Below are 21,509 nucleotides of genomic sequence, written 5' to 3'. Positions count from 1 at the left end.
TCCAGGAGCGCGCCATGCAACTGCCCGAGATCGCGATCCGGCGGCCGGTGTTCGCCACCGTGCTGTCGCTGCTGGTGGTGCTGATCGGCGCCGTCAGCTTCAACCGGCTGGCCGTGCGCGAGTACCCCAAGATCGACGAGCCGGTGGTCACCGTCCGGGTCAAGTACGCCGGCGCGTCCGCCGAGGTGATCGAATCCCAGGTGACCAAGCCGCTGGAGGACTCGATCGCCGGCATCGACGCGGTGGACGTGATCACCTCCATCAGCCGGCCCGAGGAGAGCCAGATCTCGGTGCGCTTCCGGCTCGAGAAAGACGCCGATGCCGCGGCCGCCGAGGTGCGCGACCGCACCTCGCGCGTGCGCAACAAGCTGCCGCAGGCCATCGACGAACCGGTGATCGCCAAAGTCGAGGCCGATGCCTTCCCGGTGATGTGGCTGGCCTTCACCAGCGAGACCTACACCCCGCTGCAGATCAACGACCTGGTCAACCGCATCATCAAGCCGCGCCTGCAGACCGTCACCGGCGTGGCCGACGTGCGCATCTACGGCGAGCGCAAGTACGCCATGCGCGTCTGGCTCGACCCCGACAAGCTGGCCGGCTATCGCCTGACCACGCAGGACATCGAGGACGCCGTGCGGCGCAGCAACCTGGAAGTGCCGGCCGGGCGCATCGAGTCGCGGCAGCGGGAGTTCAGCGTCACCTCGCAGACCGACCTGGTGCGGCCGGCGCAGTTCGGCGAGATCGTCGTCAAGACCGTCAACGGCTTCCCGGTGAAGATCCGCGACGTGGCGCGGGTGGAGGAGGCGCCGGCCGACGAGCGCAGCGGCATGCGGCTGAACGGCAAGTCCGCCATCGGCACCGGCGTGATCCGCCAGGCCACGGCCAACCCGCTGACCCTGTCGCAGGGCGTGCGGGAGATGATCCCCCGGCTCCAGCAGGACCTGCCGCCCGGCATCGACGTCCACGTCGCCAACGACAACTCGCTGTTCATCGACCGGTCGGTGAAGAACGTGTACACCACCATCGCCGAGGCGGTGCTGCTGGTGGCGCTGGTGATCTTCGTCTTCCTGCGCACGATGCGCGCGTCGGTGATCCCCATCGTCACCATCCCGGTCAGCCTGATCGGCACGTTCGGCATGATGGCGCTGGCCGGCTTCACCATCAACACGCTGACCCTGCTGGCCCTGGTGCTGGCCATCGGCCTGGTGGTGGACGACGCCATCGTGATGCTGGAGAACATCTTCCGGCACATCGAGGAGGGGCTGGACCCGTTCTCGGCGGCGATCAAGGGCGCGCGCGAGATCGGTTTTGCGGTCATCACCATGACACTGACGCTGGTGGCGGTCTACGCGCCGCTGGCGTTCACGCCCGGCCGCACCGGCCGGCTGTTCGTCGAGTTCGCGCTGGCCCTGGCCGGGGCCGTGCTGGTGTCGGGCTTCGTGGCGCTGACGCTCACGCCCATGATGTGCTCCAAGCTGCTGCGGCACAACCCGAACCCGAACTGGTTCGACCGCAGCATGGAGCGCTGGCTGACGGCGCTGTGCGACCGCTATGCGCGGGCGCTGCGCTGGGTGCTCACCGCGCGCGCGGCCGGCGGCGCCGGCCAGCTGCTGCAGGCGCGCTGGATCATCGTGGGCGTGATGCTCGCCAGCGCGCTGGCGATCGCGGCGGTCTGGCCGACGATGAAGTCGGAGCTGTCGCCCCTGGAGGACCGCGGCACCATCCTGGCCACCATGAATGCGCCGGACGGCTCCACGCTGGAGTACACCGACCGCTATGCGCGGGTGCTGGAGAAGCTGGGTCAGGACTACCCGGAGTTCGACCGCATCTTCGCCAGCCTGGGCAACCCCACGGTCTCGCAGGGCAGCGTCGTCTACCGGGCCGTCGACTGGGAGAAGCGCGACCGCACCACCCTGGAGATCGCGCGCGAGCTGCAGCCCAAGGTGGGCAGCCTGGCCGGCATCAACGCCTTCATCCTGACGCCGCCCTCGCTGGGCCAGGGCTTCCGCGACCGTCCGCTCAATTTCGTGATCCAGACCTCCGACAGCTACGAGAACCTGAGCCGGGTGGCGCGCCAGCTGGTCGACGAGATCGGCAGGAACCCCGGCATCCAGGGCGTGGACGTGGACCTGCGGCTGAACAAGCCGGAACTGCGCATCCAGGTCGATCGCGAGAAGGCCGCCGACATGGGTGTGAGCGTCGACGTGGTCGCCCGCGCGCTGGAGACCACGCTGGGCGGGCGCCAGGTCACGCGCTACAAGCGCGATGCCGAGCAGTACGACGTGATCATCCAGAACCGCCCCAGCGGCCGCTCGACGCCGGAAGACATCGACGACATCTACGTGCGCGGCCGCGGCGACACCATGATTCCGCTGTCGGCGCTGGTGACCGTGAGCGAGAGCGTCAGCCCGCGCGAGCTCAACCACTTCGGACAGCGCCGCTCGGCCACCATCACGGCCAACCTGTCGCCCGACTACTCGCTCGGCCAGGCGCTGCAGTTCATGGAGCAGACCGCCGCCAAGGTGCTCAAGCCCGGCTACACGACCGACCTGAACGGCACCTCGCGCGAATACCGCAACTCGCAGGGCGCACTGGGCATCGTGTTCGTGCTGGCCCTGCTGTTCATCTTCCTGGTGCTGGCGGCCCAGTTCGAGAGCTTCGTCGACCCGCTGGTGATCATGCTGTCGGTTCCCCTGTCCATGATCGGCGCCCTGCTGGCGCTCAAGTGGGCCGGCGGATCGCTGAACGTCTATTCGCAGATCGGGCTGATCACGCTGGTGGGGCTGATCACCAAGCACGGCATCCTGATCGTGGAGTTCACCAACCAGCTGCGCCAGCAGGGGCGCGAGGTGGTCGACGCGGTGGTCGAAGCCGCCTCGCTGCGCCTGCGCCCCATCCTGATGACGACCGGCGCGATGGTGCTGGGCGCGATGCCGCTGGCGCTGTCCACCGGCGCCGGCGCCGAGAGCCGCACCCAGATCGGCTGGGTGATCGTGGGCGGCATGTCGCTGGGAACGCTGCTCACGGTGTTCGTGGTGCCGACCATGTACTCGGTGTTCGCGCGCGGCAAGGTGCCGGGCGCCAACACATCCGAAGCCAGGGACGAGCTGCCGGCACGCGGCGCGGGCGATCTCATCGCCAAGTAGCCGATCCACGGGCGGCCGGCGCGAGCGGCCGGTCGCCACGGCTGGGTCGCTGCCGTCCGACAGCGCGTGCGGCGTGCCGCCGACGCGGCGTTCCGGGTGGCGCCGACGGGATGGCTCTGCCGTGCCCGCGCACGATGGCTCCCATGAAGATCCTCCGCTTTATCCACCTGACGTTCGCGCAGGCGTTCTATGGCTGGGCGCTGCGCGAGATCGACCCCATGCACCCGGACCTGCCCCGGCTCGTCATGAAGCGCCAGGAACTGGCGGACGAGGCGCGGCGGATGTTCGCGTAGGGCTAGACGACGCCCTCGAACATCATCACGTCGACCTCGTCGCCGACCGCCACGCTGCCCTGGGCGTGGTGCAGCACGATCAGGCCGTTGGCCTGCACCATGGAACTGAGCACGCCGGAGCCCTGGTTGCCGGTGGTGCGCACCTGCAGGCCGCCGTCGGGCGCCACGGACACGATGCCGCGCTGGTACTCGGTGCGGCCGGGCTTCTTGCGCACCGCTTCCTGGCTGCGGGCGCGCAGCAGGGGCGGCGGCGCCGTGTCGTGGCAACCCATCATCCGCAGCAGGGCCGGGCGCACGAAGGCCAGGAACGTGACCATCACCGCCACCGGATTGCCGGGCAGCCCGAACAGCACGGAAGAGGCGATGCGCCCGACCGCCATCGGCCGGCCGGGCCGCATGGCGATGCGCCAGAACGCCACGTCGCCCAGCTGCTTCATCATGGCCTTGGTGAAGTCGGCCTCGCCCACGCTGACGCCGCCGCTGGTGATGATGGCGTCGGCTTGTGGCGCGGCCGACCGGAACGCCTGCTCCAGCTGCACGGGCTGATCGCGCACCACGCCGAGGTCCATCACCTCGCAGCCCAGCCGCGTGAGCAATCCGCGCACCGTGTAGCGGTTGCTGTCGTACACCGCGCCTTCGCGCGGGGGCTCGCCCAGGCTCAGGATCTCGTCGCCGGTGGAGAAGCAGGCCACGCGCAGCCGGCGAAACACCGGCACGCCCGGCAACCCCAGGCTGGCCAGCAGGCCGAGCGCGGCAGGCCCGAGCCGCTCGCCCTTGAGCAGGGCAGGGAGGCCGGCCTTCAGGTCCTCGCCCGCCAGGCGCCGGTTGTCGCCGCGGCGCAGCGCGCCGGCCGGGACCTCGATGGCCTGCTCGCCGGCCGGACGGGTGAACTCCTGCGGCACCACGGTGTCCAGCCCGGCCGGCATGACCGCGCCGGTCATGATCTTCACGCACTCGCCCGGGCCCACCTGTCCCTGCCAGGCCTTGCCGGCCAGCGCGGTGCCGACCACGCGCAGGTTCAGTGCCGCTCCGTTCGCCAATTGCGCACCGTCGAACGCGTAGCCGTCCATGGCCGAGTTGTCGTGCGGCGGCACGCTGAAGGGTGAAACGATGTCCTGCGCCAGCACCCGGCCGAGTGCATCGCCGAGAGCAACCTCTTCGGTGTCGCCGACGGGGGCGGCCAGCCTGGCCAGGAAATCCTGGACGGTCGAAGCGGGCAGGGCCTGCGGATCGTAGCCTTGCAGCTCGGCCGCGATCTGCTCCAGGGTCTTCACGGGCGCTCCAGCGCGCGCAGTTCGGCCAGGGTGTTGGCGTTGAAGAAGGCGCGTGGTTCATCGGCCGGCGGGCCGAAGGGCACGATCACCGTGCGGTGCTGCGCCGTCCACTGGTCGATCTTGCGGCCGCCGCCGTGGGTGAAGCGCACCAGGCTTTCGAGCAGTTCGTGGCGCAGCAGGCAGAACACCGGCTGGGTGCGCTGCTGGCCGTCGGCCTCGGGCGCGCTGGCCATGGCGATCTCGGCGCCGTCGCGCTGCGCGGCTTCGCCCAGCCGCTGCACCAGGTCGACCGGGAACAGCGGGGTGTCGCAGGGCACGGTCACCAGCCAGGGCGTATCCGACTGCTCCAGGCCGGCGAGGAAACCGGACAGCGGCCCGGCGTAGTCGGGTAGCGCATCGGGCCACACGGGCACGCCGAACGACTCGTAGGCGGCCAGGTTGCGGTTGGCGTTGACCATGGACGCGCCCACCTGCGGCTGCAGCCGCAGCAGCGCATTCAGCGCCAGCGGCATGCCATTGAAGTTCTGCAGGCCCTTGTCGACCCCGCCCATGCGGGAGCCGCGCCCGCCCGCGAGCACGATGCCGGTGACTTCCTGCGCGTCCATCAGCCGCCGATGTAGCTCATCTCGACGCGGCGGCTGCCGCCGCCCGTGTCGGGTCCCTGCTGGCCGCGCAGCTGCGAGTAGCGATCGGTGCGGCCCTGCCAGATCAGGCCGATGGCCGAGGCGATGTCCTCGTCGCTGGCACCACCGCGCAGCAGCGATCGCAGGTCGTAGCCCTGCTCGGCGAACAGGCACAGGTACAGCCTGCCTTCGGTGGACAGCCGGGCGCGGTTGCAACTGCCGCAGAAGGCCCGGGTGACGCTGCTGATCACGCCGATCTCGCCGGCGCCGTCCTGGTAGGCCCAGCGCTGGGCCGTTTCGCCCGGCGAGGTGGGCTCCAGCGGGCGCAGGGGAAAGTGCTGCTGCAGCCGTTCGACGACCTCGGCGGAAGGCATCACCTGGTCCATGCGCCAGCCGTTGGTGGCGCCCACGTCCATGTACTCGATGAAACGCAGCACGATGCCGCTGCCGCGGAAGTGGCGGGCCATCGGCAGGATCTCCTGCTCGTTGGTGCCGCGCTGCACCACCATGTTGACCTTGATGGGCGCCAGCCCCGCCGCCCGTGCGGCCTCGATGCCCTCCAGCACCTGCGACACCGGGAAGTCGACGTCGTTCATGCGCCGGAACACGGCGTCGTCCAGCCCGTCGAGGCTGACGGTGACCCGCCGCAGGCCCGCCGCCCGCAGCGCCGTGGCCTTGCGCGCCAGTACCGAGCCGTTGGTGGTCAGCGCCAGTTCCACCGGCTGTCCGTCCACCGTCCGCAACTGCGAGAGCTGCTCCACGAGAACCTCGATGTTCTTGCGCAGCAGCGGCTCGCCCCCGGTCAGGCGGATCTTGCGGACGCCATGCGCCACGAACAGCCGTGCCAGCCGGGTGATCTCCTCGAAGGTCAGCAGCGCGGCATGCGGCAGGTAGGGGTAGTCCTTGCCGAACACCTCCTTGGGCATGCAGTAGCTGCAGCGGAAATTGCAGCGGTCGGTGACGCTGATGCGCAGGTCGCGCAGGGGCCGCGCCAGGGCGTCCTGCAGGTGGCCGGCGGCGGCGATCGGCGCCGCCGGCACCCGCGCCGGCAGAACGGCGGTGCGTTGGTGGACGGGAGGGGTGGCGCGCTCGGACACGGGATCGATTCTGCCGCAGCGGACAGCCCTACGGTTGCCGGGGGATCAGACGCAGCGCCCGCCGTCCACTTCGATGCACACGCCCGAGATGAAGGCGGCCTCGTCGCTGGCCAGGTACAGCGCGGCATTGGCCACGTCCAGCGCCGTGGAGAAGCGCCCGAGCGGGATGGTGGCGAGGAATTTCGCGCGGCGGGCCTCGTCCACCGGCCCGCCGGCGAACTCGGCCGACAGGCCGGTGTCGGGGTTGAACACCGGGTTGATGCAGTTCACCCGGATGTTGTCGGGGCCGAACTCGGCCGCGAGCGACTTGCTGGTGGTGATGACGGCACCCTTGGAGCCGTTGTACCAGGCCAGCCCCGGGCGCGGCCGGATGCCGGCGGTGGAGGCGATGTTGATGAAGCTGCCGCCCTTGTTGGCGCGGAACGCGGGCACCGCGTGGATGGTCGAGAGGTAGATGCTCTTCACGTTGATGGCGTAGACGCGGTCGAACTCCTCCTCGCCGACTTCCAGCGCCGGCCGGTTGCGGTGGGTCCAGCCGGCGTTGTTGACCATCACGTCCAGCTTGCCGTGCCGGTCCACAGCCGCCTGCACGAGCGCCTTCATGTCGGCCGACTTCGTCACGTCGGCGGCGAGGAAGGAGGCCCGGCCGCCCGCGGCCCGGATCGCCGCCGTGACCTTTTCCCCCAGGGCGGTGTTGATGTCGTTGACGACGACCTGCGCGCCTTCCTCGGCCAGCCGCCTGGCAATGCCCTCGCCGATGCCCTGGCCGGCGCCGGTGACGATGATCGATTTGTCCTTCACTCGCATGGTGTTCTCCTGTGGGTGGCTATTGTTGCCTAGGCAACACAGAGGGTGCGCACGGATGGGTTTGGTTACGACCCGCTCCTAGAATCACCCGGCTTCAGGAGGGAGGCGGGAATGTTGCAAGCGATCGCAGCCGGCGCACGCCGCGCGCTGCTCACGGTGCTGGTGCTGGCCTGTGCCGGGGCATTCGCCCAGTCCGACCGCCAGCGCGCGCCGGGCTTCACCCAGCGTGCCGCCGATTCCCGCCTGGTCATCGTGCCGGCCGACATGGAGCTGTTCTCCATCAGTGCGGGGGGCGTGCAGGAGCCGCGGGCCGACTGGACGCAGGCCGCGCAGGTGCACTTCAAGGCCGCCCTGGCCGGCCAGGGCCAGCTCCTGGGGGTCCAGGTGCCGGAGCTGCGCGAAGCGGACATGGACGAACTCGCCCAGGTCAATGCCCTGCACGGCGCGGTGGCCGACGCCGTGTTCATCCACCACGCCTGGGGCATCCTCAAGCTGCCCACCAAGGACGACAAGCTCGACTGGTCCCTGGGCGAGGCGGTGCAGCCCTTGCGCCAGAAGACGGGCGCCGACTACGCGCTGTTCTTCTGGATCCGCGACAGCTACGCCAGTGCCGAGCGCAAGGCCGCCATGGTGGCCCTGGCGCTGCTCGGCGTGGGCATCTCCGGCGGCGCCCAGATCGCCTATGCCTCGCTGGTGGACCTGAAGGACGGGCGCGTGGTCTGGTTCAACAACCTGCAGCGCGCTTCGGGCGACCTGCGCGAAGCGGAGCCCGCCCGGGAAACCGTCGAGGCCCTGCTCAAGGGCTTCCCGGCGGTGAAATGAGCCACCCGCAAGAGGGCCGCCGCGCCTTCCTGCGCTCGGCCTGCCGGCACTGCGCCGCGCTGGGCCTGGGCGGCGCCGGCCTGTCCGCGCCGGCGCTGGCCCAGGCGCCGGTTGCCGAGCCCACGCTGCCGCCCGCGCGGCTGGCGCGCCCGGCGCTGGATACGGACGAGGGCGGCCTGTGGGCCTTGATGGATCGCGAGGAAACGCGGCTGCGCCGCAGCCCCTTCGTGGTGCGTGACAAGACACTGGCCGCCTACCTCGAGCAGCTGGTCTGCCGCCTGGGCGGCGAGCATTGCCGCGACGTGCGCGTGCACGTGGTGCGCACGCCGGTGTTCAACGCCACCATGGCGCCCAACGGCATGATGCAGATCTGGACCGGCCTCTTGCTGCGCGTGGAGAACGAGGCCCAGCTCGCGGCCGTGCTGGGCCACGAGATCGGCCACTACCTGGAGCGCCACCAGCTCGAACTCCTGCGTGCCGCCAAGGACCGGGCCGCGGCGGGCCAGGTGCTCGGCCTGTTCGGGCTGGCGGGCGCCGTCGCCAGCCTGGCCGTCGTCGCCAGCGGCTTTGCCTTCAGCCGCGAGCAGGAATCGCGCGCCGACGCGATCGGGATGCGGTTGATGCAGGCGGCCGGCTACGACGGCCGCCAGGCGGCGCAGGTCTGGGACAACCTGCTGGGCGAGCTCGAGGTCACCGGCGGCGAGGACGCCGGGCGACGCAGCGTGATGATGGCCACGCACCCGCCTGCAGCCGACCGGCGCGACGAGTTGCTGCGGCTGGCGGGCGCCGGCGAAGGCCGCATCGGCGCCGACGAATTCGAGCAGGCGATGGCGCCGCACCGCCTGGGCTGGCTGCAGGAGGAAATCCGCCGCGGCCAGTTCGAGGAAAGCCTGGTGCTGTTCCGCCGCATGCTGGCGCGCCGGCCGGGCGATGCGCAGGTGCAGTTCGCTCGCGGCGAGGTCTACCGCCAGCGCGATGGCCAGGGCGACCTCGAGCTCGCGCGGCAGGATCTGCGCGCCGCCTCCGCCGCCGCGAGTCCGCCGACGGAGGCCTTCCGCTCGCTCGGCCTCGTGCTGCGCCGCCTCGCCGATCCGGCCGGCGCGGCGCTCGCCTTCGAGCAGTACCTTGCCCTTGCGCCGCAGGCCGTCGATGCCGCGCTGATCCGCCAGTACCTCACCGAACTGAAGCCATGAAGAAACTCATTGCCCTGCTGCTTGCCGCGCTGGTTGCCGGCTGCGCCAACATTGCCAAGGTGGAGGGCGAACAGCTCGTCAACCAGCGCATGGCGATCCAGCTCACCGAAGCCTGGAACAAGGTCGTCATCCCGGGCGACACGCAGCCCTACGAGCGATGGACCCAGGAAGGCCTCAGCCTGGACGAGCTGCGCCTGTGGGCCGGCATCCGCCCCGGCCAGCCGCTGATGACGCTGCCGCCGGGCAGCGTGCCGGCCGGGCAGAAGGCTCCGCGTGTGCCCACCTATGCGGCGGGCATGGCTCCCGACCAGCTGGTGAGCCTGTTCGAGTCCATGTACTCGAGCGACGGCTCGCTGGTCAGCGTCACCCGGGTGGAGCCGTTCCAGTTTGCGGGCGAGCGGGGGGTGCGATTCGAGTTCAGCGTGGTGCGCAAGCGCAACGACCTGCAACTGGGCGGGGTCGGCTGGATCAGCGTGCGGCAGGACGAACTGTTTGCCGCCAGCTTCGTGGCCCCGCGCCTGGCCTTCTTCCCGCGGCTGCTGCCCAAGGCGGAGGCCGTGGTGCGCAGCGCGCGCATCCGCGGCTGACGGGGCGCCGCTTGGTGGGTCGCTGCCCACCCGCGCGCTCACCCGTGCCGGATGGCCACGGTCTTCAGCGTGGTGAAGCCGTACAGGGCCTCGAAGCCCTTCTCGCGACCGTAGCCGGAGGACTTCACCCCGCCGAACGGCAGTTCGACGCCGCCGCCGGCGCCGTAGTTGTTGATGAACACCTGGCCGCTCTTCACGCGCCGGGCCATGCGAAGTTGCCGGCCGCCGTCGCGCGTCCAGATGCCGGCCACCAGCCCGAAGTGGGTGGAATTGGCCAGTTGCACGGCTTCGTCCTCGTCCTTGAAGGGCATCGCGGCCAGCACCGGGCCGAACACCTCCTCCTGGGCCAGCCGGTGGTTGACGGGCACGTCGCGCAGCAGGGTGGGGGCCTGGTAGTAGCCGGTGTCGGGCGCCTCGTCGACGATCTGGCCCTGGGCCACCATCGGGATGCCGGCGTGCTGCGCGTCGGACAGGAAATCCCAGACGCGCTGCTGCTGGGTGGCGCGGATCAGCGGGCCCACGTCCAGGTCCATGGCCGCCGGGCCCACGCGCAGGTTGGCGAAGGTGTTGCCCAGGCGGTCGAGCAGCGATTCGTACAGCGGCTGGTGCACCAGCAGCCGCGAGCCGGCCGAGCAGGTCTGGCCGGCGTTCTGCACGATGGCGTTGATCACGGCGGGCAGGGCGGCCTCGAGGTCGGCATCGTCGAAGACGATCTGCGGGCTCTTGCCGCCCAGCTCCAGCGTCACCGGGCAGTGCCGCTCGGCGGCGGCCTGCTGGATCAGCGTGCCCACGCGCGGGCTGCCGGTGAAGCTGATGTGGTCGATCCCGGGATGCCGCGCCAGCACGTCGCCGACCTCGTGGCCGAGGCCGGTGACGATGTTGATGGCGCCTGCGGGGAAGCCGCACTCGGCCGCGAGCTGCGCCACCCGGATCAGCGACAGGCAGGCGTCCTCCGAGGGCTTGACCACGCAGACGTTGCCGGCCGCCAGTGCGCCGCCGACGCTGCGCCCGAAGATCTGCATCGGGTAGTTCCAGGGGATGACGTGGCCGGTGACGCCGTGCGGCTCGCGCCAGGTCAGCACGCTGTAGCCGTCCAGATAGGGAATGGTGTCGCCGTGCAGCTTGTCGCAGGCGCCGGCATAGAACTCGAAGTAGCGCACCAGCGCCAGGGCATCGGCGCGCGCCTGCTTGGTCGGCTTGCCGCAATCGCGCTGCTCCAGCGCCGCCAGTTCGTCGGCGTGCTCGGCGACCTTGTGCGACAGGCGCATCAGCAGGCGGCCGCGCTCGGCCGCGCTGAGCTTGCTCCAGACCTTGTCGTAGCAACGGCGAGCGGCCTGCACGGCGAGGTCGATGTCCTCGGCGTTGCCGCGCTGCAGTTCGTCGAAGGGCTGCCCGTCGGACGGGTCGATGACCGGCAGCGTATGGCCGGAGGAGGAGCGGACGCCTTCGTTGGCGATGTAGTGGAGTTGCATGGCGACGATTGTGCGCCAGCCCCGTCGACCCTCAGCGGCCCACGGGCACGAACTGGTGCGAGTGCGCGGCCAGCCAGCGTTGCGAGGCGGAGCTGTCCTGCTGGTTCGGGTGGAAGTCGCGCCGCAGGTACTGCTTCCAGGGGCCGAAGGTCTGCCGCACCAGGCCGCGACGGCCGAACAGGAACGAGGCGGCCTGTTGCCAGGTGCGCCAGCGCCAGAGCGTGCCGTCCTGCCGCAGGTTGCCCAGCGTCTGGCGCAGCGTGTCCGTGAGGAAGAACACGGTCACGCGCCGGAACCAGCGCAGCCGCCAGTCGTGGTTGCCGCCCAGCGCCTGGTACAGGTCGAAGGCGACCGCCTTGTGCTCCGACTCCTCGGCGCTGTGCCACAGCCACAGCGTGACCAGCCGCGGGTCGCGGTCGCCCAGCAGGTCGGGGTTGTGCAGCAGCCAGTCGGCCAGGATGGCGGTGAAGTGCTCGTTGGCCGCGGTGATGCCCAGCCAGTGGCGCACGTCCACGCCTTCCATCATCTTCAGGCGGTCGCGCGCCCGCGCCTCCCAGCGGTTGACCAGCCCGAGCCGGCCCAGGTGCTCGTTGTAGAGGCCGTGCAGGCGCCGGTGGGTGGCCTCCTGGCCGACGAAGCCCTGGACCTCGTCGCGAAACCGGTCCTGCAGGGGCGCCGGCAGCGCCTTGAAGCCGTCGCGCACGCTGTCGATGAAGAACTGCTCGCCGACCGGGAAACTCATCGACAAGGCGTTCAGCAGCGCGGTGCGGAAGGCGTCGCCCGCGCACCAGTGGCGCTCGACGGGCGCTTCCATGTCGACGAGGAGGCGGCGGACGACGAGATCGGTCATGGCGAGGGTCGGCAAACAGGTGCAGGTGCAAGCTTGGCGGCGGATCGTACGGAGTCAAGGGCGGCGGTTGCCGGAAACGGAAAGGCCCGCCGGGGCGGGCCTTTCCGTTCATGGGGCGACGGGCCTACTTGGTCTCGCCCGCCGGTGCTGCGGCCGGGGCCGCGGCGGCAGCCGGAGCCGCCACGGCGGCCGGCGTGGCGGCCTGCGCCTTGGCCGTTTCCGCACCGCCGGCGTGGAACTGCACCACCAGCGGCACGATCAGCAGCGCCACGATGTTGATGATCTTGATCAGCGGGTTGACGGCGGGGCCGGCGGTGTCCTTGTAGGGGTCGCCCACGGTGTCGCCGGTCACCGCGGCCTTGTGGGCTTCGGAGCCCTTGCCGCCGTGGTTGCCGTCCTCGATGTACTTCTTGGCGTTGTCCCAGGCACCGCCGCCGGTACACATGGAGATGGCGACGAACAGGCCGGTGACGATGGTGCCCATCAGCAGGCCGCCCAGCGCCTTGGGGCCGAGGATCAGTCCGACCAGGATCGGCACCACCACCGGCAACAGCGACGGAATCATCATTTCCCGGATGGCGGCCTTGGTCAGCATGTCGACGGCAACACCGTACTCGGGCTTGGCCGTGCCTTCCATGATGCCCTTGATGGTCTGGAACTGGCGGCGCACTTCCACCACCACCGAGCCGGCGGCGCGGCCGACCGCTTCCATGGCCATGGCGCCGAACAGGTAGGGAATCAGGCCGCCGATGAACAGGCCCACGATCACCATCGGGTCGGACAGGTCGAAGCTGATGGCGCGCCCGTAGCTTTCCAGCTTGTGGGTGTAGTCGGCGAACAGCACCAGCGCGGCCAGGCCGGCCGAGCCGATGGCATAGCCCTTGGTCACGGCCTTGGTGGTGTTGCCCACCGCGTCCAGCGGGTCGGTGATGTCGCGCACCGAAGAGGGCATTTCGGCCATCTCGGCGATGCCGCCGGCGTTGTCGGTGATCGGGCCGTAGGCGTCCAGCGCCACCACGATGCCGGCCATGCTCAGCATGGAGGTGGCGGCGACCGCGATGCCGTACAGCCCGGCCAGCCAGTAAGCCGCGATGATCGACAGGCAGACGAACAGCACCGGCCATGCGGTGGAGCGCATCGACACGCCCAGGCCGGCGATGATGTTGGTGCCGTGGCCGGTGGTGGAGGCCTGCGCGATGTGGCGCACGGGCGAGTACTGGGTGCCGGTGTAGAACTCGGTGATCCAGACCAGCAGGCCGGTCAGGATCAGGCCGACCGCGCAGGCGCCGAACAGGCGGATCTGCGAGCCGCTGGCGCTGATCGCGTTGTCCGGCATCAGCCAGACGGTGACGAAGTAGAAGGCGATGAGCGACAGCACGCCGGCCACGGCCAGGCCCTTGTACAGGGCCGGCATCACGTTGGTCATGCCCGGCCTGGCCTTGACGAAGAAGCAGCCGATGATGGAGGCGATGATCGAAACGCCGCCCAGGGCCAGCGGGTACAGCACGGCCTGCGAGGCGGCGGCGCCGACCAGCAGCGCGCCCAGCACCATGGTGGCGATCAGCGTCACGGCGTAGGTCTCGAACAGGTCGGCGGCCATGCCGGCGCAGTCGCCCACGTTGTCGCCCACGTTGTCGGCGATCACCGCGGGGTTGCGCGGGTCGTCTTCCGGGATGCCGGCCTCCACCTTGCCCACCAGGTCGGCGCCCACGTCGGCGCCCTTGGTGAAGATGCCGCCGCCCAGGCGCGCGAAGATGGAGATCAGCGAGGAGCCGAAGGCGAAGCCGATCAGCGGATTGAGCAGGTTGGCCAGGCTGGCGTCGGGGGTGAGGCGGCCGTTGCCGACCAGGAACCAGTAGAAGGCCGAGACGCCCAGCAGGCCCAGGCCCACCACCAGCATGCCGGTGATGGCGCCGCCGCGGAAGGCCACGTCCAGTGCCGGGCCGATGCCGTGGGTGGCTGCCTGCGCGGTGCGCACGTTGGCGCGCACCGAGACATTCATGCCGATGAAGCCGCAGGCGCCGGACAGCACCGCGCCGATGACGAAGCCGATGGCCGTCTGCGAATCGAGGAAGACGCCGATCAGGATGGCCAGCACCACGCCGACGATGGCGATGGTCTTGTACTGCCGTGCCAGGTATGCGGCCGCGCCGGTCTGCACCGCCGCGGCGATTTCCTGCATGCGGGGATTGCCGGGGTCGCGCGAGAGAATCCAGCTTCGGGCCCAGAACCCGTAGGCCACGGCCGCCAGGCCGCAGACGAGCGCCAGTATCAGCGCCGAGTTGCCACTCATTTCTTCGATCTCCTGTCCGTTTGTCTGCTTGGAGGAGGCACCGCAAGCGGTCCCCCCGCTGCGTTGCTTCCTCGCCGCTTCCCTCCGGTCGGGAGACGATTGGCCAACCGGCTGACTATAAATCCAAACTCGACCGGGACCGGCGACGGCCCGGTTGGCCCAAGGGTCGCGAAAGTAAAATCAGGGTTAGTCCTAGGTTTTCACTTCCACCCGAACCCACCCATGTCCCTCGACAACGTCACGCCGGGCCGCCAGGCCCCCGATGCCTTCAACGTCATCATCGAGATCCCGATGAATGCCGACCCCGTGAAGTACGAGGTGGACAAGGACTCCGGCGCCATCTTCGTGGACCGCTTCATGAGCACGTCCATGCATTACCCGACCAACTACGGCTACGTGCCGCAGACCATCAGCGGCGACGGCGACCCGGTCGACGTGCTGGTGATCACCCCGGTGCCGCTGATTCCCGGCGTGGTCGTCACCTGCCGCCCGCTGGGCGTGCTGAAGATGCAGGACGAGGCGGGCGACGACGCCAAGGTGCTGGCGGTCCCGGTGGACCGCGTGCTGTCGATCTACTCGCACTGGCAGAAGCCGGAGGACCTGAACCCGCTGCGGCTGAAGACCATCTCCCACTTCTTCGAGCACTACAAGGACCTCGAGGCCAACAAGTGGGTCAAGGTGCTGGGCTGGGAGGGTCCGGACGCCGCGCGCAAGGAGGTCCTGGAGGGGATCCAGAACTTCCGGCGCATGCCCCGCGCCGCCTAGGGCCGGTCGCCGTCGCGGCGGAAGGGCGAGCGCCCTTCCAGCTGTTCCATGTAGCTGTCGATGCCGGCGCCCTCGCGTTCCAGGAAGCGCTCCACGGCATCGGCAAAGGCGGGCTGCGCCAGCCAGTGGGCGCTGTGCGTCTTCACCGGCAGCAGCGCCCGCGCCATCTTGTGCTCGCCCTGGGCGCCGCCTTCGAAGCGCTGGACGCGGTGCTCGATGCACCATTGCAACGGCTGGTAGTAGCAGGCCTCGAAGTGCAGGCAGTCCACCCGCTCCAGCGCGCCCCAGTAGCGGCCGTAGGCGGCTTGCGGCGCGGGCCCCTCGTCCGACAGCGCCACCAGGCTGCAGGCGATGTCGCGGCCCGCTCTCGTGGCGATGAACAGCACCCAGTGCGCTGGCAGGTCGATTGCCATGCGCCGGAAGAACTCGCGCCGCAGGTAGGGCGGATTGCCGTGCTCGCGGTAGGTGCGCTCGTAGCAGCGGTAGAAGAAATCCCAGTCGGCTGCGCGGATGGCGTTTCCGCGCAGCGCGCGGAAGCTGACGCCGGCGCCGGCCACCTTGCGCCGCTCCTGCCGGATCTTCTTGCGCTTGTCCTGTGCCAGGCCGGCGAGGAAGCCTTCGAAGTCCCGCCACCCCTGGTTGAGCCAGTGGAACTGGACCGTGTGGCGGGCCATCAGGCCGGCCTCCTCGCAGGCGGCGGCATCGACATCCGACAGGAACAGCAGGTGCAGCGAGGACAGTCCGTTGCCGCGGCACAGGGCCACCAGGGCCTGCACGAGCGCCCGCCGCGCAGCGCGGTCGCGAGCCAGCAGCCGCGAGCCGGGCACCGGCGTGAACGGCACCGCCACCAGGCCCTTGGGGTAGTAGTCCAGCCCATGCTGCTCGTAGGCGTTGGCCCAGGCCCAGTCGAACACGTACTCGCCGTACGAATGCGCCTTCAGCCAGAAGGCGCAGGCGGCCTGCAGCGCATCGCCGCGCCAGAGCGTCAGGAACTCCGGCTGCCAGCCCGTCGCCGCGGCGGCGCTGCCGCTGTCGTGCAGCGCCGCCAGGTACTCCTGACGCATGAAGGGCGTGGGCAGATCCTGTGCCGCCAGCAGTTCGTTCCACGCACGCCGCGGCACATCGCCGGGCGCCCGGAGAAGTCGAATGACATAATCGTCCGGCTGTTTTCGCACTGCTGACATGGCCCTCCGGATCTGCAACGCCCAGCTCAACTTCGTGGTGGGCGACATGCCCGGCAACGCCCGCAGGATCGTCGAAGCCGCCCGCCGGGCCTACCAGGACGGGGCGCGGCTGGTCCTCACGCCCGAGCTTTCCATTTGCGGCTACGCGGCCGAGGACCTGTTCCTGCGCCCGGCGTTCATCGCGGCCTGCGATGATGCCGTCAAAACCGTGGCCCGCGAACTGGCGGGGTTGAAGGGGCTGCACCTGGTGGTCGGCCACCCGGTCGGCGGCGACGTGCGCAGCCGGTCGGTGCAGGTGCAGCGGCGCCTGAACGCGGCCAGCGTCATTAGCGAAGGCAAGGTGCTGGAGACCTACGCCAAGCGCGAACTGCCCAACTACCAGGTGTTCGACGAGCGCCGCTATTTCACGCCGGGCCGCGGCAGCTGCGTGTTCCAGGTCGGGGACCTGAACGTGGGCCTGCTCATCTGCGAGGACGCCTGGTTCGAGGAGCCGGCGCTGCTGGCGGCCGAGTCCGGCGCGCAGCTGCTGGCGGTGATCAATGCGTCGCCCTTCCACATGGGCAAGGGCGGCGAGCGGATTGCGCGGATGGCCGAGCGGGCCCGCGCCGTCGGGCTGCCGATCGTGTACACGCACCTGGTGGGCGGGCAGGACGAGGTGGTGTTCGACGGCGGCTCGTTTGCGGTCGCCGCCGACGGCACGCTGGCCGGTCGCGCGCCGGCCTTCCGCGAGGACCTGTTCACGGTCGACGTCGACGGCACGCCAGCGGCCCTGGTGCTGAATGCGCCGATGGCGTCGGCGCGCGAGCCCGAGGCCGACCTGTGGGATGCCCTGGTGCTGGGCGTGCACGACTACATCCGCAAGAACGGCTTCCCGGGCGTGCTGCTGGGGTTGTCGGGGGGGATCGACTCGGCACTGGTGCTGGCGATCGCGGTGGATGCGCTGGGCCGGGACAAGGTGCGCACGGTGATGATGCCCTCGCCCTACACGGCCGACATCTCCTGGATCGACGCGCGCGACATGGCGGCCCGCCTGGGCGTGCGCTACGACGAGATTTCCATCGTGCCGCAGTTCCAGGCCTTCAAGGCCGCGCTGGCGAAGGATTTCGAGGGCCTGCCGGAGGACGCGACCGAGGAGAACATCCAGGCCCGCATCCGCGGCGTGCTGCTGATGGCGCTGTCCAACAAGTTCGGCAGCATCGTGCTGACCACGGGCAACAAGAGCGAGATGGCCACCGGCTACTGCACGCTGTACGGCGACATGGCCGGCGGCTTCGCCGTGATCAAGGACGTGCTCAAGACCAGCGTGTTCGCGCTGGCGCGCTGGCGCAATGCCAACGACCCGTATGGCACCGGCGCCCACCCGATTCCCGATCGCATCATCACCCGCCCGCCCAGCGCGGAACTGCGCCCCGACCAGGTCGACCAGGACAGCCTGCCGCCCTACGAGGTGCTGGACGCCATCCTCTCGCGCTACATGGAGGAGGACGAGGGCGTGGAGCAGATCGTGGCCGAGGGCTTCGACCGCGCGGTGGTCGAGCGGGTGGCGCGGCTGGTGAGGATCAACGAGTACAAGCGCCGGCAGGCGCCGGTAGGGATCCGCGTCACGCACCGCGGCTTCGGCAAGGATTGGCGCTATCCTATAACTGGAAAGTTCGGGGCCTAGGGCCCCAGGAAAGAATCCATGAAACAGATCACCGCCATCGTCAAACCATTCAAGCTCGAGGAGGTGCGCGAAGGCTTGGCCGAGTGCGGCGTCACCGGGCTGACGGTCACCGAGGTCAAGGGCTTCGGCCGGCAGAAGGGCCACACCGAGCTGTACCGCGGCGCCGAGTACGTCGTCGACTTCCTGCCCAAGGTGAAGATCGAGGTGGTGGTCAAGGACGACGACGTCGAGCGCTGCGTCGACGCCATCGTCAAGGCGGCCCGCACCGGCAAGATCGGCGACGGCAAGATCTTCGTCACCAGCGTCGAGCGGGTGGTGCGCATCCGGACCGGCGAGACCGACGAATCGGCGGTCTGAGGGCGCCCTTCCGCCGAAAGGGAGGGCGCAGGCCCGCCGCCCTAGATTTGCGAAAGGTCCTGCGCCGACGCCGGCGTGGACTCGTCGACCAGCGCCTGCAGCAGCGGCTCGGGCTCGCCGGCGATGCGCACCAGGTCCATCTGCCAGTCGTTCATCAGGCCGTGCGCCACGCTGCTGCGCAGGAAATCGAGCAGGGGCGCGTAGTAGCCCGCGGTATCCAGGATCCCCACCGGCTTGGCGTGGTAGCCCAGCTGCCGCCAGGTCCAGGCTTCGAACAGCTCCTCCAGCGTGCCGATGCCGCCGGCCAGCGCCAGGAAGGCGCCGGCCCGCTCGGCCATGATCCGCTTGCGGTCGTGCATGCTGGCGACCACGTGCAGCTCGGTGCAGTCGTGCTTGGCGTACTCCTTGTCGACCAGCGCCTGCGGGATCACGCCGATGACGGTGCCGCCGGCCGCCAGGGTGGCATCGGCCAGGATGCCCATCAGTCCGGCGTTGCCGCCGCCATAGACCAGCTGCCCGCCGCGTGCGCCTATCCACCGGCCCACGTCGCGGGCCGCCTGCACGAAGCTCTCGGCCAGGCCGGTGCGCGAGCCGCAGTACACGCAGATGGAAAACGGTGGGGGGTTGAGGCGGCCTGCCGCTGCAGGGCCGGGCCCGGAGCCGGTGCGCGACAGGGACGGATTGATGGCAGGGGCTAGGGCTTGCGGCGACCGGGACATGGCAGCCGATTGTCTACGAGCCGGACGCGGCCCTTGCCGGGCCGGCCGTGATCAGCCTCGTGCCGGCCAGGGCGTCGTGCCAGAACTGGCGCTGGGGGTGGAACCGGCTGAGCACCGCCCAGATGGCCACCCAGCCGAACACGACCACCGCGTACTCGCCGGCCCCGAGCCGGAACGGGGCGAGGGCCAGCAGCGGCGGCATGAACCACAGCCAGCTGCACAGGTAACGCAGCAAGGCGCGGCCCTGGGCCAGCGGACGGCCGGCCCGATCGACGACGCGGATGTTCCAGGTCTTCATCGCCAGCGTCTGGCCCCGGCTCCAGAACCAGGCGAAGTAGATGCCGAACACCACGAACAGGAAAGCCTGCAGGAGGTGGCGGCGCTCATCCATGCCGCTGCGCACCTGCCCCAGCGTGCTGAACAGCCAGCCGGCCACGAACACCACGGCGAACAGCAGCATGCCCTCGTACACCCAGCAGGCCATGCGGCGGCGCAGCGGGGGCGCGGTGAGGTCGGGGACAGCGGGCGTGGAAACGCCCGTGCCTCGGGCGGGGCCCGGCGGATGCGTCATCGGCAAGCGGCTAGTTGGGGCCGTCCGGCGCCGGCGAGTGCGGCTGCACGGGGGCCGGCGAACCGGAAGCCGCGATGCGAGGCGGCTTCGCCTTGCGATTGCCGCGCGGAACCTTGGCCAGCTTCTGCGCAGGGACCGGCTTGATGGCTGCCGCCGCGGGCGGCGTGCGCGCAGGAGCGCCGGCTGCCAGCCTGCTCTTTTCCTCCGGCGAGAGGGCCTGGTAGGCCTCCCACTTGGCCTTCTTGTCGTCGGCCGACAGGCCCCGGGTTTCGGCGAAATTCAGGCGGGCCTGGGTGCGCTGCTGGGGGCTGAGGGCCACCCAGTCGGTCATGCGGCTGTGCAGCAGGGCCCGGTCGTCGGGCGACATGCGCTGGTAGTTGCGCGAGAGGGCCAGCCACTTGCGCTTCTGTGCTTCGCTCAGGGTGGGCCAGGCGCCGGACAGGGGCTGCAGCGCCTGCCGCTGGTCGGCGCTGAGCTCGGTCCAGCCGGAGCGCCTTTCGGCGCCCGCCCGGCTGCGGCCGGCCTGCGCGACGCGCGTGGCGGGCGCCTTCGTGGCCCCTGAGGGGGCGGCCGACGCGGCGGTCGAGGAGGTGCCACCCTGGGCGAGCGGCCCGTGCAGAGCCAGCGCGCAGAAGGCGAGCACGGCCAGCGTGCGCGCCCCGCGCCGGCCGAGCCGGCTGCTGCCCGGGCAGCACCCGGTGTGCCAGTGGTGCCCTTGCATCAGCGGCTGGTCTTCAGGAACTGGACGAATCCCGGATCGGCGTAGGCGGCGGGCGGCAGGTCGTCGGTGAGGAGGTCCGCGTCGACCTCGGCCACCTCGGTGGCACGGCGCTCGTCCTGCACGACGTGGATGGTCACCAGCCCGGCGACCAGCGTGACGATGGGCAGCGCGAGCGCGATGCGCTGCCAGGGGCTGAAGCGGTCCGGCCCGCGCAGGGCGGCCTGGCTGTTTCCGGCGGGCGTGGCTGGACGCGCCGGTTGCATCGCGGGTGTCTTGCGGCGGGAGACGGCCTGCTCGCGCGCGGCGCGCAGGCGTTCGGAGATGTCGCGCGGCAACTCGGCAGCCGCGGCGTCGAGCCGGGCGGCGACCCGGCGGCCGAACTGGTCCTGGCGGGGCTGGGCCAGGGCGGTGACGTCATTCATGGTTGCATTCCCTTTGCCTTCAGTGCCTTGCTGAGGGCCTGGACTGCCCGCGAGCAGTGCGTCTTGACGCTTCCCTCGGAGCAGCCCATGGCCGCGGCGGTTTCGGCCACGTCCATATCCTCCCAATAACGCATGAGGAAAGCCTCGCGTTGACGGGGGGGAAGGGCCTTGACCTGCGCCTCGATCTCCCTTAGCACCTCGGCCCGGCGGCTGGCATCCTCGGCGCTCTCCGACTGCTGGGAATCCTGCAGCACCGGGTAAGTTTCCAGCAGGTCGAAATCGCCCTCGCCGGAGGCCGGCTCGAAGTCGCTCATGTTGGAGAACAGCGCGTTGCGCGTCTTCTGGCGGCGGAACCAGTCCAGCGTGCAATTGGACAGGATGCGCTGGAAGAGCATCGGGAATTCGTCCGCCGGCTTGTCGCCGTAGTGCTCGGCCAGCTTCATCATGCTTTCCTGCACGATGTCCAGCGCCGCTTCCTCGTCCCGCACGTGGTAGACGGAGCGCTTGAAGGCCCGCTTTTCGACGCTCTTGAGGAAGTCGGACAGTTCTCGTTCGGTGGCCAAGGGGCGGTGGGCCTTTCGGGGCGCAGCGGCTCGCCGTCGGGGTGGTCGAGGCGGCGGCGATTATGGCATCCGCCCCCTGCGGCTGGG

General features: G+C 70.2%; 21 protein-coding genes. 8 read left to right on the top strand and 13 right to left on the bottom strand.

The genetic code is table 11. The features are described 5' to 3' along the window. Nucleotides 1-14 precede the first annotated feature (14 nt). Both V6M57_RS13840 and V6M57_RS13835 read left to right on the top strand, forming a co-directional pair. The gene (locus V6M57_RS13840; RefSeq protein WP_332815580.1) at nucleotides 15-3,146 is read left to right on the top strand and encodes an efflux RND transporter permease subunit; all 3,132 of its coding nucleotides are present in this window, start codon (nucleotides 15-17) and stop codon (nucleotides 3,144-3,146) included. Between the two features lie 143 nt (nucleotides 3,147-3,289). Further along, nucleotides 3,290-3,439 carry a hypothetical protein gene (locus tag V6M57_RS13835; RefSeq protein ID WP_324918682.1) on the top strand — a complete coding sequence of 50 codons (150 nt, stop codon included), beginning with the start codon at nucleotides 3,290-3,292 and terminating at the stop codon, nucleotides 3,437-3,439. 2 nt (nucleotides 3,440-3,441) lie between these two features. Here V6M57_RS13835 and moeA read toward each other — a convergent pair whose 3' ends face one another. Genes moeA through V6M57_RS13815 form a run of 4 tightly spaced genes read right to left on the bottom strand, consistent with a single transcriptional unit; the run spans nucleotide 3,442 to nucleotide 7,240 of the window. Then, nucleotides 3,442-4,713: a molybdopterin molybdotransferase MoeA gene (moeA, locus tag V6M57_RS13830; protein WP_332815579.1), complete on the bottom strand. Its 1,272-nt coding sequence runs from the start codon at nucleotides 4,711-4,713 to the stop codon at nucleotides 3,442-3,444. After that, nucleotides 4,710-5,318 (bottom strand): molybdenum cofactor guanylyltransferase MobA, encoded by a 609-nt coding sequence (gene mobA, locus V6M57_RS13825; RefSeq protein WP_442968828.1) that lies wholly within the window; start codon nucleotides 5,316-5,318, stop codon nucleotides 4,710-4,712. The genes moeA and mobA overlap by 4 nt, the downstream gene beginning before the upstream one ends. Continuing rightward, on the bottom strand, nucleotides 5,318-6,433 hold the full coding sequence (gene moaA, locus V6M57_RS13820) for a GTP 3',8-cyclase MoaA (protein WP_332815578.1): 1,116 nt from the start codon (nucleotides 6,431-6,433) through the stop codon (nucleotides 5,318-5,320). Before moaA ends, mobA begins: the two co-directional genes overlap by 1 nt. A 45-nt stretch (nucleotides 6,434-6,478) precedes the next feature. Continuing rightward, nucleotides 6,479-7,240 (bottom strand): SDR family oxidoreductase, encoded by a 762-nt coding sequence (locus V6M57_RS13815; RefSeq protein WP_332815577.1) that lies wholly within the window; start codon nucleotides 7,238-7,240, stop codon nucleotides 6,479-6,481. 111 nt (nucleotides 7,241-7,351) lie between these two features. Between V6M57_RS13815 and V6M57_RS13810 the strand changes: the two genes are divergently transcribed. From V6M57_RS13810 to V6M57_RS13800, 3 genes are read left to right on the top strand one after another with little or no spacing between them, the layout of a single operon-like run. Next, nucleotides 7,352-8,062 (top strand): hypothetical protein, encoded by a 711-nt coding sequence (locus tag V6M57_RS13810; RefSeq protein ID WP_332815576.1) that lies wholly within the window; start codon nucleotides 7,352-7,354, stop codon nucleotides 8,060-8,062. Next, complete coding sequence (locus V6M57_RS13805; RefSeq protein WP_332815575.1) at nucleotides 8,059-9,255, top strand: M48 family metallopeptidase; 1,197 nt, start codon at nucleotides 8,059-8,061, stop codon at nucleotides 9,253-9,255. Before V6M57_RS13810 ends, V6M57_RS13805 begins: the two co-directional genes overlap by 4 nt. After that, nucleotides 9,252-9,842: a hypothetical protein gene (locus tag V6M57_RS13800; RefSeq protein ID WP_332815574.1), complete on the top strand. Its 591-nt coding sequence runs from the start codon at nucleotides 9,252-9,254 to the stop codon at nucleotides 9,840-9,842. The genes V6M57_RS13805 and V6M57_RS13800 overlap by 4 nt, the downstream gene beginning before the upstream one ends. Before the next feature lie 38 nt (nucleotides 9,843-9,880). On the opposite strand, the gene V6M57_RS13795 is transcribed toward V6M57_RS13800, so the two are convergent. The 3 genes from V6M57_RS13795 to V6M57_RS13785 all read right to left on the bottom strand — a co-directional run bounded on the left by V6M57_RS13795 (nucleotide 9,881) and on the right by V6M57_RS13785 (nucleotide 14,457). Continuing rightward, complete coding sequence (locus V6M57_RS13795; RefSeq protein WP_332815573.1) at nucleotides 9,881-11,314, bottom strand: aldehyde dehydrogenase family protein; 1,434 nt, start codon at nucleotides 11,312-11,314, stop codon at nucleotides 9,881-9,883. 31 nt (nucleotides 11,315-11,345) lie between these two features. Beyond that, complete coding sequence (locus V6M57_RS13790; protein WP_332815572.1) at nucleotides 11,346-12,164, bottom strand: metal-dependent hydrolase; 819 nt, start codon at nucleotides 12,162-12,164, stop codon at nucleotides 11,346-11,348. A gap of 124 nt (nucleotides 12,165-12,288) precedes the next feature. Beyond that, the gene (locus tag V6M57_RS13785; protein ID WP_332815571.1) at nucleotides 12,289-14,457 is read right to left on the bottom strand and encodes a sodium-translocating pyrophosphatase; all 2,169 of its coding nucleotides are present in this window, start codon (nucleotides 14,455-14,457) and stop codon (nucleotides 12,289-12,291) included. 222 nt (nucleotides 14,458-14,679) lie between these two features. Here V6M57_RS13785 and ppa point away from each other — a divergent pair, with 222 nt between their 5' ends. Continuing rightward, a complete protein-coding gene (gene ppa, locus V6M57_RS13780) occupies nucleotides 14,680-15,222 on the top strand; it encodes an inorganic diphosphatase (RefSeq protein WP_332815570.1) in 543 nt (180 codons plus the stop codon). Here ppa and V6M57_RS13775 read toward each other — a convergent pair. Beyond that, nucleotides 15,219-16,406 carry a GNAT family N-acetyltransferase gene (locus tag V6M57_RS13775; RefSeq protein ID WP_332815569.1) on the bottom strand — a complete coding sequence of 396 codons (1,188 nt, stop codon included), beginning with the start codon at nucleotides 16,404-16,406 and terminating at the stop codon, nucleotides 15,219-15,221. The two genes, ppa and V6M57_RS13775, sit on opposite strands and share 4 nt — an antisense overlap. On the opposite strand from V6M57_RS13775, the gene V6M57_RS13770 reads away from it, so the two are divergent. Both V6M57_RS13770 and V6M57_RS13765 read left to right on the top strand, forming a co-directional pair. Beyond that, on the top strand, nucleotides 16,405-18,069 hold the full coding sequence (locus V6M57_RS13770; RefSeq protein ID WP_332815568.1) for an NAD+ synthase: 1,665 nt from the start codon (nucleotides 16,405-16,407) through the stop codon (nucleotides 18,067-18,069). The two genes, V6M57_RS13775 and V6M57_RS13770, sit on opposite strands and share 2 nt — an antisense overlap. A gap of 18 nt (nucleotides 18,070-18,087) precedes the next feature. Beyond that, on the top strand, nucleotides 18,088-18,426 hold the full coding sequence (locus V6M57_RS13765; RefSeq protein WP_271234749.1) for a P-II family nitrogen regulator: 339 nt from the start codon (nucleotides 18,088-18,090) through the stop codon (nucleotides 18,424-18,426). Between the two features lie 41 nt (nucleotides 18,427-18,467). Here V6M57_RS13765 and V6M57_RS13760 read toward each other — a convergent pair whose 3' ends face one another. From V6M57_RS13760 to V6M57_RS13740, 5 genes are read right to left on the bottom strand one after another with little or no spacing between them, the layout of a single operon-like run. Then, nucleotides 18,468-19,145, bottom strand: a complete 678-nt coding sequence (locus V6M57_RS13760; protein ID WP_332815567.1) for a TIGR00730 family Rossman fold protein — start codon at nucleotides 19,143-19,145, stop codon at nucleotides 18,468-18,470. Between the two features lie 13 nt (nucleotides 19,146-19,158). Beyond that, the gene (locus V6M57_RS13755; RefSeq protein WP_332815566.1) at nucleotides 19,159-19,716 is read right to left on the bottom strand and encodes an RDD family protein; all 558 of its coding nucleotides are present in this window, start codon (nucleotides 19,714-19,716) and stop codon (nucleotides 19,159-19,161) included. A 10-nt stretch (nucleotides 19,717-19,726) separates the two neighbouring features. Beyond that, nucleotides 19,727-20,437: a DUF3106 domain-containing protein gene (locus V6M57_RS13750; protein WP_332815565.1), complete on the bottom strand. Its 711-nt coding sequence runs from the start codon at nucleotides 20,435-20,437 to the stop codon at nucleotides 19,727-19,729. After that, entirely contained in the window at nucleotides 20,437-20,859 is a 423-nt protein-coding gene (locus V6M57_RS13745; RefSeq protein ID WP_332815564.1) for a DUF3619 family protein, read from the bottom strand. Before V6M57_RS13745 ends, V6M57_RS13750 begins: the two co-directional genes overlap by 1 nt. Further along, nucleotides 20,856-21,422, bottom strand: a complete 567-nt coding sequence (locus tag V6M57_RS13740) for an RNA polymerase sigma factor (protein ID WP_332815563.1) — start codon at nucleotides 21,420-21,422, stop codon at nucleotides 20,856-20,858. Before V6M57_RS13740 ends, V6M57_RS13745 begins: the two co-directional genes overlap by 4 nt. Nucleotides 21,423-21,509 lie beyond the last annotated feature (87 nt).

This window comes from Ramlibacter sp., assembly GCF_036676645.1.
Classification (GTDB): domain Bacteria; phylum Pseudomonadota; class Gammaproteobacteria; order Burkholderiales; family Burkholderiaceae_C; genus Ramlibacter.
This window is presented reverse-complemented; position numbering and strand designations above follow the sequence as displayed.